Genomic DNA, 12646 nt, shown 5'->3' with positions numbered 1-12646 from the left:
CAAGACGGAGAAGTGCCCCCATGCGAGTCAAAACACGCTTTGCCCTGCTGGCCGCCGCCACGCTGACCCTTAGCAGTGCCGCGCAGGCCGCGCCCGTGTTCATCAATATTCTCACCGGCGGAACCAGTGGGGTTTACTACCCGATCGGGGTCGGTCTGTCGCAAATCTACAGCGACGGTATTGCCGGCTCGAAGACATCGGTGCAGGCCACCAAAGCGTCGGTAGAAAACCTCAACCTGCTACAGGCCGGTCGCGGCGAATTGGCCCTGGCTTTGGGCGACTCAGTGGCCGACGCCAAAAACGGCGTGGAAGACGCAGGCTTCAAAACACCGCTGACCAAGTTGCGCGCCTTGGGCGGTGCCTATCCCAATTACATTCAAATCGTCGCCAGCAAAGAGTCGGGGATCAAAACCCTCGCCGATCTCAAGGGCAAGACCATCTCGGTCGGCGCCCCAAAATCCGGCACCGAATTGAATGCGCGGGCGATATTCAAAGCGGCCGGCCTGACCTACGAGGACATGGGCAAGGTGCAATATCTGCCGTTTGCCGAATCGGTGGAATTGATCAAGAACCGGCAACTGGACGCCACCCTGCAATCGTCAGGACTGGGCATGGCCGCCATTCGTGACCTGTCGTCGGTGATGCCGCTGAACTACGTGGCTATCCCGAGTGAAGTGGTGGCAAAAATCGGCAATCCGGCCTACCAGAGCGCAATGATCCCGGCCAACACCTACGACGGACAGGCCGAAGCCGTGCCCACCGTGGCAATCACCAATATTCTGGTGACCCGCGCCGACCTGCCGGATGACGTCGTCTATGACATGACCCGCCTGCTGTTCGACAACCTGGGGCGCTTGGGTAACTCCCATTCGGCGGCCAAGGACATCAAGCTGGAAGCGGCCGCGAAAAACCTGCCGATCGCGCTGCACCCCGGCGCCGAACGCTACTACAAGGAAAAAGGCGCTTTATAAGCGCTTGTGCGCAGTGGCGTGACGGCCACTGCAGCGTCGATTCCTTTGTGTGGTCATGAGGAAGGCAGCCAATGAGTGACGAGCATCACGGTATTTCCGCGAACCCACGGGACTGGCCGAAAACCCTGTTTTACGTAGCGTTGCTGTTCTCGATTTTCCAGATCATCACCGCAGCCTTTTCCCCCCTCTCCAGCCAGGTGCTGCGTGCGGTCCACGTCGGCTTCCTGCTGTGGGTGGTGTTTCTCAGTTATCCGGCACACGGCACAGACCGTCCGTGGCAACCGCTGGCCTGGCTGATGAGCCTGGCCGCTATCGCTACCGCGCTGTATCAATGGGTGTTCGAGGCCGATCTGATCCAGCGTTCCGGTGATCTTACGTCCGCCGATCTGGTTATCGGCATCGTGCTGATTGTTCTGGTCTTCGAAGCTGCGCGACGGGTCATGGGCATTGCGCTGCCGGTGATTTGCGGGCTGTTCCTGGCGTACGGGCTGTTCGGGGAATACCTGCCCGGCGAATTGGCCCATCGCGGCTACGGTTTCGACCAGATCATCAATCAGCTGTCGTTCGGCACCGAAGGGCTGTACGGCACGCCGACCTATGTGTCGGCGACCTACATTTTCCTGTTTATCCTGTTCGGCGCATTCCTCGAGCAGGCCGGCATGATCAAATTGTTTACCGACTTCGCCATGGGCTTGTTCGGTCACAAGCTGGGAGGCCCGGCGAAAGTGGCCGTGGCCTCGTCGGCGTTGATGGGGACGATCACCGGCTCCGGGATCGCCAACGTCGTGACCACCGGGCAATTCACCATTCCGCTGATGAAGCGCTTTGGCTATCGCGCCGCGTTCGCCGGCGGCGTGGAAGCCACCTCCAGCATGGGCAGCCAGATCATGCCTCCAGTGATGGGCGCGGTCGCCTTCATCATGGCTGAAACCATCAATGTGCCCTTCGTCGAAATCGCCAAGGCAGCGCTGATACCGGCCCTGCTGTATTTCGGTTCAGTATTCTGGATGGTCCATCTGGAAGCCAAGCGCTCCAACCTCAAGGGCTTGCCCAAAGACCAATGCCCCAGCGCTTGGGGCGCGGTGAAAGCCCGCTGGTATTTGCTGATTCCTCTGCTGGTCCTGGTGTACCTGCTGTTTTCCGGGCGCACACCGCTGTTCTCGGGCATGGTCGGCCTGGCATTGACTGCCATCGTGATTCTTGGCTCGGCGATCATTTTTCGGGTGCACAGCTTTGGCCTGCGTTGTGCGTTCTGGATTGCCCTGGGCGTGCTCTGCACAGGTTTTTTCCAGCTTGGCATCGCGGTGATTTTCGCGGTCATTGCCGTCCTGGTGCTGGTCTGCGCTTTCATCAAGGGTGGTCGCGAAACGCTGCTGATCTGCCTGCACGCGCTGGTCGAGGGCGCCCGCCACGCGGTACCGGTGGGCATCGCCTGCGCACTGGTCGGCGTCATTATCGGCATCGTTTCGCTCACCGGCGTCGCTTCGACGTTCGCTGGCTACATTCTCGCCATCGGCCGCGACAACCTGCTGCTGTCACTGATCCTGACGATGATCACCTGCCTGGTGCTGGGGATGGGCATTCCGACCATTCCCAACTACATCATCACCAGTTCGATCGCCGCGCCTGCCCTGCTGGAGCTCGGCGTGCCACTGATCGTGTCGCACATGTTCGTGTTCTACTTCGGCATCCTCGCCGACCTGACCCCGCCGGTCGCCCTCGCCTGTTTTGCCGCCGCACCTATCGCCAAGGAAAGCGGCTTCAAGATCAGCCTGTGGGCGGTGCGCATTGCGCTGGCCGGTTTCGTCATCCCGTTCATGGCGGTCTACAACCCGGCGCTGATGCTGCAAGGCGACAACTTGTGGGCGACTGCCTACATGCTGATCAAGACTCTTCTGGCGGTTGGTCTCTGGGGCATGGCGTCTACCGGTTTTCTGCAACAGAAAATGCTGCTTTGGGAACGTTTGCTGAGTCTCGCTGCGGGCGCCCTGCTGATCGTGGCACTGCCGGTGACCGATGAAATCGGCTTCGCACTCGGGATTCTGGTAATCGTGCAACACGTCTGGCGCTCGCGGCGCGCCGCAGCGGCCAATGCATGATCGGCTTGTGCCTGGGTCTGGCCGGCAGCATTTGGGCACAATTGCCGGTAGCGAACTTCACCCTGGCATGGAACCACAGCATCGAAAAGATCCGCTGGGAGGAAGACTACCGCGTCACGGCCCAAGGCCTGGTTCTTGAGCAGGCCAGGGTTCGCGGCAACGGCGCTGGCATGGAGATACCCGACGACGCCCGGCTGGAGAACGGTAGTTGGCATTTCCGACGCCACTTGCCGCCGCTGCAACCACTGCAATTAGGCCGAACCCCGGAGGCCGGCGATTACCAGTTATGCATGGACGGCAAGTGCGAACTGGTCAGCCGATGGGTTGGGCCGGCCAGGATCAGCCAACCGTTCTTGCAGTTGTGGGGTTGCGAAATGACCACGCTATCGCCATCGCATGATGGTTAGCCAGGAAGCCGTGGCGAGCTGTCGCCAACATCGCCACGTTGCGCGGATTACTTGTGCGCCAGCAGCGCCTTGCGTGCAGCCTTGTCGTGCTTCATGGCAGCGATTTCCCGCTCGCACGCTTCGACATCGAAGGAGTTGTCCCATTTGGCAATGGCAATGGTGCCGATGCCGTTGCCGATCAGGTTGGTCACCGCTCGCGCCTCGTTGAGGAAGCGGTCGATGCCCAACAGCAACACCAGGCCCACCAGAGGTATGGAGTGAATGGTGGTGAGCGTGGCCGCCAAGGTCACGAATCCTGCCCCCGCCACACCGGCCGAGCCCTTGGAGGTCAGCAGGAACACGCCGAGCAGAATCATCTGATCCATGAAGGTCAGCGGCGTGTTGGTCGCCTGGGCGATGAAGATTGCTGCCATGGTCAGGTAGATGCAGGTGCCGTCCGCGTTGAAGGTGTAGCCCGTCGGCAGGACCATGCCGACCACGGATTTCTTGCAGCCGAGCTTTTCCAGTTTGACCATCATTCGCGGCAGCACCGCTTCGGTCGAACAGGTGCCCAGGGTGATCAGGATTTCATCTTTGAAATACCGCAGAAACTGCATCAGCGGCATGCCCGACCATCGCGCCACCGCGCCCAATACAACGACGATGAAAATCAGCGTGGTGATGTACAGCGCGACCAGCAACTGCCCCAGCGAAAGCAGAGTGCCGATGCCGTATTTGCCGATGGTGAATGCCATGCCAGCCCCCGCGCCCAGCGGCGCCAGACGCATGACCATCGCGACGATTTTGAACAGACCTTGCAGGAACAGGTCGATGGTGTTGATCAGCGGTTTGCTGGTTTCGCCCATTTGCACCAAGGCGACGCCCATCAGCACCGACAACAGAATCACCTGCAGCATGACGCCATTGGAGAAGGCGCCGAGGAAGGTATGCGGAATGATATTGAGGAAGAATTCGACGAGGCCGCCCTGCTCGCTCGCCGCCTGGCTGTACTTGTTGACAGCGCTGCCATCGAGGGTGCCGGCGTTGATGTTCATGCCGGCGCCGGGCTTGACCACGTTGACTACGATCAGGCCGACCACCAGAGCGATGGTGGAAAGAATCTCGAAGTAGATCAGCGCTTTCACACCGATGCGGCCGACCTCCTTGATGCTGCCCATCTTGGCGATACCGACCACTACCGTGCCGAAAATGATCGGCGCCAGGAGCATCTTGATCAGTTTGATGAAACCGTCGGCAAACGGCTGCAGCTTGGCGCCGATGTCCGGCACGAAGTATCCGATGGCAGCGCCGATGACGATGCCGATCAGCACTTGCACATAGAGCTGGCTGTACCAGCGTGATTTTGAAGTTTCCACGGAAGCACCTCATTTTATTGTTGTGGTGGGCATGTGGCTTTGGCGTCGAGGATGACGCCTGAAGGTGCGGCCTCGGAAATCGAGGCCGCAGATAAAACCGAATCAGCCCTCGCCCAGTTCGCGCATGACGGCATACAGCGCAGATTTGGCTTCGAAGCCGACGCCCGGAATTTCCGGCAGCCCGACGTAGCCGTTTTCTACGCGGATGCCATCGGCAAAACCGCCGAAGGGCTGGAACACGTCCGGGTACGATTCGTTGCCGCCCAGGTGCAGACCGGCGGCGATGTTCAGCGACATCTGGTGACCACCATGCGGTACCACGCGACGCGAAGACCAACCCAGCTCTTCCATCACTTTCAGGGTGCGCATGTACTCGACGAGACCGTAGGACAGCGCGCAGTCGAATTGCAGGTAGTCACGGTCCGGGCGCATGCCGCCGTGGCGCAACAGGTTGCGGGCGTCCTGGTGAGAGAACAGGTTTTCGCCGGTGGCCATCGGCAGTTCGTAGTGATTGGCCAACTCGGCCTGGAGCGCATAATCCAGCGGGTCGCCGACTTCTTCGTACCAGAACAGGTTGTACTTCTTGATCGCTTCGGCGTAGGCGATACCGGTCTGCAGATCGAAGCGGCCGTTGGCGTCGACCGCCAGGCGCTGGCCGTCGCCCACCACTTCGAGCACCGCTTCGATGCGGCGGATATCTTCGTCCAGCGGCACCGCGCCAATCTTCATCTTGACTACGTCGTAGCCACGATCCAGGTAGCTCTGCATTTCCGCCTTGAGCTTGCTCTGGTCCTTGCCCGGGTAGTAATAACCACCGGCCGCATACACCCAGACTTTGTCATCGGCCACACCGTTGCGATAACGATCGGCAAGCAGGCGATACAGCGGCTTGCCTTCGATCTTCGCCACCGCGTCCCACACCGCCATATCGATGGTGCCGACCGCTACTGAACGCTCGCCATGCCCGCCCGGTTTTTCGTTGGTCATCAGGGTTTTCCAGATGGCGAACGGATCGAGGTTATTGTTCTCGTGATCAATCAGGGTTTCCGGGTCGGCTTCAGTGATCCGCGCCAGAAAACGGTCGCGCATCAGCGCGCCCTGGCCGTAGCGACCGTTGGAGTTGAAGCCGTAACCGATGACCGGTTTGCCGTCGCGGATCACGTCGGTAATGACCGCGACGACCGAGCAGGTCATCTTCGAAAAATCGATGTAGGCATTGGCGATCGGGGAAGCAATGGAGACGGTTTTTTCACGGATATCGACGATACGCATGACGGGTTCCTCTTGTTGTGGTGACCCAACGTTATGCTTTGCGATGGCACCCGCCCAATGCTATTAATGCCGCGCCCTATGCACAGGAGGCATTGCCCTTGGAACTGGTTTGGCTTGAGGATTTTTCAGCACTGGCCGAGTACGGCAGCTTTGTCCGGGCCGCCGAAGCGCGCCATGTGACGCAGCCGGCGTTCAGTCGCCGAGTGCGCTCGCTGGAGAACTGGATGGGTGTCGAATTGTTCGTGCGCACCCCGCAGGGCGCGACGTTGACCGAGGCCGGCCGGCAGATTTTGCCGAGCGCCCAGGAAGCGGCCAGACGCCTTTACCGCATGCGCTCCGAGGCTCAGGAAGTGGCCGGCATGGCCGCGAAAACCTTGCAGTTTGCTGCCACTCACTCACTGTCATTCACCTTCTTCCCACGCTGGTTGCGCAGCGCCGAAAGTGGCGCGCCGATCGATGCGGTTCGCCTGCATTCCGACAGCATGGCCGTGTGCGAACAGATGCTGATTCATGGCCAGGTGCAGTTCCTGCTGTGCCATCGCCACCCCGACGTTCCGCCATTACTGGCGTCTGATCAGTTCATTGGCAAGAAGGTCGGCGAGGACGTACTTGTGCCGCTGGCGAGTGCTTCAGCCCAGTTCGGCACGTCGCCTGAAACCCTGCCCTATCTGGCCTACACCCACGAATCCGGCCTGGGCCGAATCGTCGCCCACAGACTGCACGGCAAGGCCGATTATCTGCATTTGAAACCGCTGTTCAGCAGCCATCTGGCGGCAGTGCTGATGTCGATGGCGCTGGAAAGCAAAGGCGTCGCCTGGCTGCCAAAAAGCCTGACCGAACAGGAAATGGCTGACGGGCGTCTGGTCAGGGCACTGGATGAAAGTTGGGATATTCCGCTGGAAATACACCTGACTCGCCCGACCGCGCCGATCAGCCCTTCGGCGGAGGAATTCTGGGCGAAGCTGGGAGAGTAACTCTATCGAGCAGCCCCTCACCCCAGCCCTCTCCCGAGGGAGAGGGAGCCGATTCGGGTGCTGTTCAAAACCTGAGTTCGACCCGGTATTTCAGGTCGGCGAATTTCTCCTAAACACCTCGGTCAGTCCCCTCTCCCCCGGGAGAGGGTTAGGGTGAGGGGCTTTTGGCCTTTGACTCGATTTATGCGACCGTGAGCCCCGTCCATAGCTCCGAAACCGCCCAAAGTCGCTCAGCCAGCTCAGCATCCGCCGCCCATTTCGCAACACCCTTGCGGCCCGCTTCAGGTTGATTGATCGACGCAACATTGCAGTCTTCGCAATACACACCGCCCAAATCCGCAAGCAATGCACTGGTCGCACACCACAACCCCGTCGCCGCGCCTTGCTCGACAGTTTTCAGTCCATTGTGCGCATCCAGCCGTGGCCGACCCTGCTCATCCAGCGCGTCGAATGCGGCAAGTTCCGCCGTGCTCAAGTGCCGTGCCAGATCCGTCAGAATCTGCCCCGGATGCAATGAAAATGCGCGAACACCTTGGCTACGTCCACGCTGATCCAGTGCAATCGCGAACAAGGCATTGGCCGTTTTCGACTGGCCATAGGCGACCCATTTGTCATACGGCCGTTGCAGGAAATCGATGTCGGCAAAGTCCACCCCGGCAATCTGATGCCCGCGCGATGACACCGACAGCACCCGCGCCTGTCCAGCCTTGACCAGCGCGGGCCAGAGGCCGCAGGTCAGGCGGTAATGACCGAGATGGTTGGTCGCGAACTGGCTTTCATGGCCATCGGCATCGCGCAGCAACGGCGCGGCCATGATTCCGGCGCAGTTGATCAGCAAGGACACTGGCTGACCCGCGCTGACCACGCTGTGGCTGAACGCCGCCACCGACTCGGCCTGCATGAGGTCCACGGGCATCACGCGGACACCGTCAACACCGGCCAATGCCACCTCTGCCCGCTCCGTATCTCTGGCCGGCACAATGACCTGCGCCCCTGCCGCCGCGAGGCTTTTTACCGTCAGCAGACCCAAGCCGGAATAGCCGCCGGTGACCACAGCGAGCTGCCCGCGCAGATCGATGCCGGCCATGACTTCAGCCGCTGTGCTGGCGGCGTTGAACGGTGATTGCACAGGTTGTTGAAGCGTGGCCATGGGCGTAATCCTGAGTGAGCTATCGAAGGCCTTCATTCTTGGCTAAGCTCGCCGGACGAACCAGTCTGATAAATCCAGGTTTCTGTCGTGATCATCCAAAACCCTGCTGGCGATCCACTTTCTGCCGTATTGGCGCTCTCGGAACTGCGCGCAGCCTGCTCGGTTCGCTTGCAAGCGGGCGGTGTCTGGGCGCTGCGATTTCAACCCATCGAACTGAAATTCAACGTGGTGCGACGAGGCGAATGCTGGTTGCGCATGCAGGGCTTGCCGGCGCGACTGTTGCAGGCCGGCGACTGTTTTGTGGTGTCGCGCACGCCGTTCATTCTGGCCAGCGGCGCCGACGTCGAGGCGGTGAATGCAGCGGATGTTTTTGCCCATGACGGCGTCTCGGCGACCTTTGGCGTCGGCGAGGAAGTCGAGCTGCTGGGCGGCAGCGTGTCGCTATCGGGACCCGGCGCAACCGAGCTGCTCGATGTGCTGCCCGCCTCGCTGATCATTCGTGCCGAAACCGCAGGCGCCTCGTCGTTCGGTTGGCTGCTTGATGAACTGGGCCGCGAGTGGCCGTCACATCGGGCCGGCTCGCAGGCGATGTGCAACGACCTGCTGCGGCTGATCTTCATCCATGCGCTGCGCCATCACATCAACAGCGCGGATGCCGAACAACTGGCCTGGCTGGGCGGGCTGCGGGAACCGGCGATTGCCGGCGTCTTGCGCGCCGTTCACGGTGCCCCGGAAAAACCTTGGCGCCTGACGCAAATGGCCGAGATTGCCTGCATGTCGCGCTCCGGTTTCGCCGCGCTGTTCAAGACACGCATGGGTCTGGCACCGGTCGAATACGCCACGCGCTGGCGGATGCGCGTAGCCGCGTTTCGCTTGCGCAATGGTCGGGACAATGTGGCTACTGTCGCCGCGTCACTGGGCTACCTGTCCGACGCGGCGTTTGGCGCTGCATTCCGCCGTGTGCACGGCATATCGCCGGGGCAATACCGGCGCGATCCACTCTTATAGTCCGATGATCAAGGTTATGATCGCGACAACCGCCGCCAAGGACATCCGCCGATGCCTGCCATGAAAACCCGCCCCACCCCCGCGCCATTGCTCAAGCCCGGCGAAACCGTGGTGCTGTTCGACGGCGTGTGCAAACTGTGCAACGGCTGGGCGCGTTTTCTGATTCGCCATGACCGTCAGCGCCATGTGCGGCTGGCGACCGTGCAATCGCCCGAGGGCCAGGCCTTGCTGGCGTGGGCCGGTTTGCCGCTGGACGAGTTCGACACCATGGCGGTGATCCGCGACCGCAATTATTGGGAGCGATCAGATGCATTCCTGGAAGTGGTCGGGCAACTGCCAACGCGCTGGCAGCCGCTGAAACTGCTGCGGATCTTGCCCCGTCGTCTGCGCGACGGGGCTTACGATCGCATCGCGCTGAACCGCTATCGGCTGTTCGGCAAGTACGACACTTGTCTGCTGCCGACTGCGGATCATGAAAGCCGTTTTCTAAAAGCCCACGGCTGACCCGATCAGTTGCAGCGGCGTCATCTTCGTCACCATCATCAGCACGATGACAAACATCCCGGCGAACCCGGCGACGCCCATCCAGAACCACCAGCGGTACGTGCTCGCGTAGCGATCATCCAGAGGCAGGCCGCCCTCGCCCGCGCTCAGCGCCATGCTCTGCAAACGCTTCTGCAATACCAGCACCGGCAGCCACAACGCGCCGACACAGAAGAAAATGATCAGCGAAGTCAGCAGCCATTCGGTGCTCATCGAAAGCCCCGAGAGCCTCATCAGCAGATAGCCGGTAATGACCTGCACAAACCCGGCCGGCGTGGTGATCCACGTATCAAAGCGCACCACCATTCGTGCGACATGGGCGATCACTTGCGGGTTGCCGCTGCGGCTGGCGGCGATCAGGTAGAGGTAGGAGCCCATGCCGAAACCAAAGAGGAAAATCGCCGCAATGACGTGCAGGTACTTCAGGCAGAGATAGAGCATCTCAACGCTGCCCTTCGGCGAACTGAACCGACAGACTCAGATTGGCCGGATCGTTGATCGCCGCCAGATATTCCTCAACGGTGATTTCGCCAACACACGGCCGCGCGCCAGGTTGCGGTGCATAACCCCGCGCCATTTTGATTGCCAGGGCGACGGCGGCGCAGCTGGGGATTTCCGGGCCTTTGTCATTCAGTGCGGTGAGTTGCGCGGTCATGCTCAGCGGCTGGTCGTCAACTCCGATGCCTTGAACATCGATGTACATCGCGCTTTTGCCATCACCGAAGCGTTCGAACCACGTGCCCAGTCGATGCAGGCGCGCCGCCCAGCGCACATGATCGCGCACCAGACCGAAGCGCAAGGCTTGCGCGAGCAAGGCGTTGGCGACACCGCCGAGCTTCAGGCCGGCGCCAGCCTTGAAGCGCAGCGTCTGTGCGCCATAGCGGCGTGCGAAAATATCCATGTCAGGCACATCGACATTGGCCAGCACCCGCTTGCCCAGTTGCGGCATGCTGCGCAGGGTCAGGTCGAGCCAGCCCAATACTTCGTGAACCTGGCCGTTTTTCAATTGTTTGATCGGTTTGCCTGCGTAGGCGAGCACGCCTTCGACTGTGGACAGGCCCGGCATCTTCGCCGAGGAAGAAATGCCATGCTCGATCGAGTCGATTCGCGCAAAACGTGAGCGCTGCTGATCGATGATTGCCGAAGACAAGGTCGGCACCGAACTGCAACCGCTGAGCACGGCCACACCAGCCTCCCTGGCGCGGGCGTCGAGCACATCAATGCCGTTGACGAAGGTGCGGCAGTCAGCCAGATCGCAGTAATTGACCCCGGCATCGATGCAGTTTTCAGCAACCGCGTAGGACTGCCCCTGAAACGGCCCGCCGGTGTGCACCACCAACTGAATATTCAACTCTCGCAACGCCGCTTGAAAACCTGCGCCCATCGCATCACCGCACCAGCCTTCGCAAGCTCGGCCCGACTGCGCTTGCAGCTCGGCGACCTTGTGTTGCAGCTTGCGCGCATCGCGGCCCGACAGCAGCAGTTCAATCTCTGGCATCTGCGCCAGATGCCGACAAACGATACTGCCGAAATTGCCGTAACCACCGACGACCATCACCCTGAATGCCATTGCCCTGTCCCTGTTCCAGCCTAAACGTATGGCGCAGAGGATATAGGGCGCAGCGGCGACCAGACATTTATTTTGCAACCGTGTATCACCGCGTCCGCTTGTCCCAGGCAAAAAGAATGAACCCAACGCCCCTCTCGTCGCCTAACGCACAGACCATCAGGAGTTAAGCCTATGCAAATCGAAACCGTGTGGATCGTATTGGCGGTCATTCTCGTGCTGATCGAGCTTTGGGCCATCAACCGGGTGCGTAAAAGCGAGGGGAAATCGAGCAATAAAGGCGTGTGGATCGTGCTGATCGTGTTCGTGCCGCTGTTCGGCCTGATCGCCTGGGCGTTGGCGGGACCCAAGCATGTCGGTCGCATTTCGCCTTCCCAGGCTAACCGGTGACCCACGGGTGCAGGCCCGTCTGAAGTATCACCACAGCCCGGCTTTTGCCGGGCTTGTTATATGCAATGCCCGCCACGCGGACATCTTGCAGCCTGCACGAAGGCGTTATGCCTGCTTCGCCGTCAGGCCCTGATTTACGCGGGGTGGACTTGGTCGGCGAATTGGCACGAGTCCTGCGATAGCCTCTTCCTGAATACACAGCAGCGCGAAAAAAAGAACGCTGTGTTCAATCCGTGAAAAGCAGAGGCCTCAAAAAATGAATGCCATCGATCTTCTCAAAGCCGACCATGAAAAAGTCAAAGCCATCCTCAGCCAACTGAGTGAATCCACCGACCGCGCGCTGAAAAAACGCGTCGAGTTGCTGGGCAAACTGGAAATGGAAATCACCATCCACACCCGCCTCGAAGAAGAGATTCTCTACCCTGCGTTCAAGGAAGCCGGCAGCAAGGAAGAAGACATCATGTACTACGAAGCCAAGGAAGAGCACCGCACCGTGGACTCACTGGTACTGCCTGATCTGAAAGAAACCGATCCAGGCACCCCGGAATTTGCTGGTCGGGTCAAAGTGGTCAAGGAACTGCTGGAGCATCACATCGAAGAGGAAGAAGAGGAAATGTTCCCGAAAGCGCAGAAGCTTCTGGGCAAGGCCAAGCTCGAGGAACTGGGTGCGCAAATGGAAGCCATGAAGGCAAACCACAAAAAGGAAATGGCGGCCAACAAGATCGCTGCGTAAAGCGCTGAAGACACCAAAGCCCGGCAGCGATGCCGGGCTTTTTTGGGCGCCCAAACTGGCCCTCGCTCTCACATTGGATATTTGGGCGTTCGGGAGTTTCTGAGCAAGCCACGAAACCTGTGGGAGCGAGCCTGCTCGCGAAGGCGTCAGGTCAGCCAGACCCTCTATGACCGACAC

At 60.3% G+C, this 12646-nt stretch carries 13 protein-coding genes; 8 read left to right on the top strand and 5 right to left on the bottom strand.

Annotation, left to right across the window (positions count from 1 at the left end; translation table 11 throughout):
• Positions 1–20: 20 nt before the first annotated feature.
• The 3 genes from QMX86_RS08665 to QMX86_RS08655 all read left to right on the top strand — a co-directional run bounded on the left by QMX86_RS08665 (position 21) and on the right by QMX86_RS08655 (position 3477).
• Complete coding sequence (locus QMX86_RS08665) at positions 21–971, top strand: TAXI family TRAP transporter solute-binding subunit (protein ID WP_122746504.1); 951 nt, start codon at positions 21–23, stop codon at positions 969–971.
• 71 nt (positions 972–1042) lie between these two features.
• On the top strand, positions 1043–3070 hold the full coding sequence (locus tag QMX86_RS08660; protein ID WP_282384966.1) for a TRAP transporter permease: 2028 nt from the start codon (positions 1043–1045) through the stop codon (positions 3068–3070).
• A complete protein-coding gene (locus QMX86_RS08655) occupies positions 3067–3477 on the top strand; it encodes a DUF1850 domain-containing protein (protein ID WP_282384967.1) in 411 nt (136 codons plus the stop codon). Before QMX86_RS08660 ends, QMX86_RS08655 begins: the two co-directional genes overlap by 4 nt.
• Before the next feature lie 47 nt (positions 3478–3524).
• On the opposite strand, the gene dctA is transcribed toward QMX86_RS08655, so the two are convergent.
• Positions 3525–4832 (bottom strand): C4-dicarboxylate transporter DctA, encoded by a 1308-nt coding sequence (dctA, locus tag QMX86_RS08650; RefSeq protein ID WP_071171927.1) that lies wholly within the window; start codon positions 4830–4832, stop codon positions 3525–3527.
• A 102-nt stretch (positions 4833–4934) separates the two neighbouring features.
• The gene (locus tag QMX86_RS08645; RefSeq protein WP_056784884.1) at positions 4935–6104 is read right to left on the bottom strand and encodes a mandelate racemase/muconate lactonizing enzyme family protein; all 1170 of its coding nucleotides are present in this window, start codon (positions 6102–6104) and stop codon (positions 4935–4937) included.
• A 98-nt stretch (positions 6105–6202) separates the two neighbouring features.
• On the opposite strand from QMX86_RS08645, the gene QMX86_RS08640 reads away from it, so the two are divergent.
• Positions 6203–7078 carry a LysR family transcriptional regulator gene (locus QMX86_RS08640; protein ID WP_258711496.1) on the top strand — a complete coding sequence of 292 codons (876 nt, stop codon included), beginning with the start codon at positions 6203–6205 and terminating at the stop codon, positions 7076–7078.
• Between the two features lie 181 nt (positions 7079–7259).
• Here the strand turns inward: QMX86_RS08640 and QMX86_RS08635 are convergent, their stop codons facing one another.
• A complete protein-coding gene (locus QMX86_RS08635; protein WP_282384972.1) occupies positions 7260–8228 on the bottom strand; it encodes an oxidoreductase in 969 nt (322 codons plus the stop codon).
• A gap of 87 nt (positions 8229–8315) precedes the next feature.
• Between QMX86_RS08635 and QMX86_RS08630 the strand changes: the two genes are divergently transcribed.
• Both QMX86_RS08630 and QMX86_RS08625 read left to right on the top strand, forming a co-directional pair.
• Positions 8316–9236: an AraC family transcriptional regulator gene (locus QMX86_RS08630; RefSeq protein ID WP_282384974.1), complete on the top strand. Its 921-nt coding sequence runs from the start codon at positions 8316–8318 to the stop codon at positions 9234–9236.
• Positions 9237–9287: 51 nt separating this feature from the next.
• Positions 9288–9740, top strand: coding sequence for a DCC1-like thiol-disulfide oxidoreductase family protein (locus QMX86_RS08625; protein WP_282384976.1), 453 nt, complete (start codon positions 9288–9290; stop codon positions 9738–9740).
• Here QMX86_RS08625 and QMX86_RS08620 read toward each other — a convergent pair.
• Positions 9723–10220, bottom strand: coding sequence for a DUF2269 domain-containing protein (locus tag QMX86_RS08620; protein ID WP_071171920.1), 498 nt, complete (start codon positions 10218–10220; stop codon positions 9723–9725). The genes QMX86_RS08625 and QMX86_RS08620 overlap by 18 nt on opposite strands.
• A gap of 1 nt (position 10221) precedes the next feature.
• Positions 10222–11349 carry a saccharopine dehydrogenase NADP-binding domain-containing protein gene (locus QMX86_RS08615; RefSeq protein ID WP_282384978.1) on the bottom strand — a complete coding sequence of 376 codons (1128 nt, stop codon included), beginning with the start codon at positions 11347–11349 and terminating at the stop codon, positions 10222–10224.
• Between the two features lie 171 nt (positions 11350–11520).
• Between QMX86_RS08615 and QMX86_RS08610 the strand changes: the two genes are divergently transcribed.
• Together QMX86_RS08610 and QMX86_RS08605 are read left to right on the top strand one after the other, a co-directional pair.
• Entirely contained in the window at positions 11521–11736 is a 216-nt protein-coding gene (locus tag QMX86_RS08610; protein ID WP_039764119.1) for a PLD nuclease N-terminal domain-containing protein, read from the top strand.
• Between the two features lie 256 nt (positions 11737–11992).
• A complete protein-coding gene (locus QMX86_RS08605; RefSeq protein WP_071171918.1) occupies positions 11993–12469 on the top strand; it encodes a hemerythrin domain-containing protein in 477 nt (158 codons plus the stop codon).
• The last annotated feature ends 177 nt before the right edge of the window (positions 12470–12646 follow it).

Origin of the sequence: Pseudomonas sp. PS01270 (assembly GCF_029959775.1) — a bacterium.
GTDB lineage: Bacteria > Pseudomonadota > Gammaproteobacteria > Pseudomonadales > Pseudomonadaceae > Aquipseudomonas > Aquipseudomonas atacamensis.
The sequence above is the reverse complement of the archived record's forward strand: the minus strand, read 5'-3'. Positions and strand labels throughout refer to the sequence as shown.

Excerpts from the sequence above, each read along its gene's own strand:
- QMX86_RS08665 (WP_122746504.1), top strand. The coding sequence starts at position 21 with ATGCGAGTCAAAACACGCTTTGCCCTGCTGGCCGCCGCCACGCTGACC.
- QMX86_RS08660 (WP_282384966.1), top strand. The coding sequence starts at position 1,043 with ATGAGTGACGAGCATCACGGTATTTCCGCGAACCCACGGGACTGGCCG.
- QMX86_RS08655 (WP_282384967.1), top strand. The coding sequence starts at position 3,067 with ATGATCGGCTTGTGCCTGGGTCTGGCCGGCAGCATTTGGGCACAATTG.
- QMX86_RS08645 (WP_056784884.1), bottom strand. The coding sequence starts at position 6,104 with ATGCGTATCGTCGATATCCGTGAAAAAACCGTCTCCATTGCTTCCCCG.
- QMX86_RS08635 (WP_282384972.1), bottom strand. The coding sequence starts at position 8,228 with ATGGCCACGCTTCAACAACCTGTGCAATCACCGTTCAACGCCGCCAGC.
- QMX86_RS08625 (WP_282384976.1), top strand. The coding sequence starts at position 9,288 with ATGCCTGCCATGAAAACCCGCCCCACCCCCGCGCCATTGCTCAAGCCC.
- QMX86_RS08620 (WP_071171920.1), bottom strand. The coding sequence starts at position 10,220 with ATGCTCTATCTCTGCCTGAAGTACCTGCACGTCATTGCGGCGATTTTC.
- QMX86_RS08615 (WP_282384978.1), bottom strand. The coding sequence starts at position 11,349 with ATGGCATTCAGGGTGATGGTCGTCGGTGGTTACGGCAATTTCGGCAGT.
- QMX86_RS08610 (WP_039764119.1), top strand. The coding sequence starts at position 11,521 with ATGCAAATCGAAACCGTGTGGATCGTATTGGCGGTCATTCTCGTGCTG.
- QMX86_RS08605 (WP_071171918.1), top strand. The coding sequence starts at position 11,993 with ATGAATGCCATCGATCTTCTCAAAGCCGACCATGAAAAAGTCAAAGCC.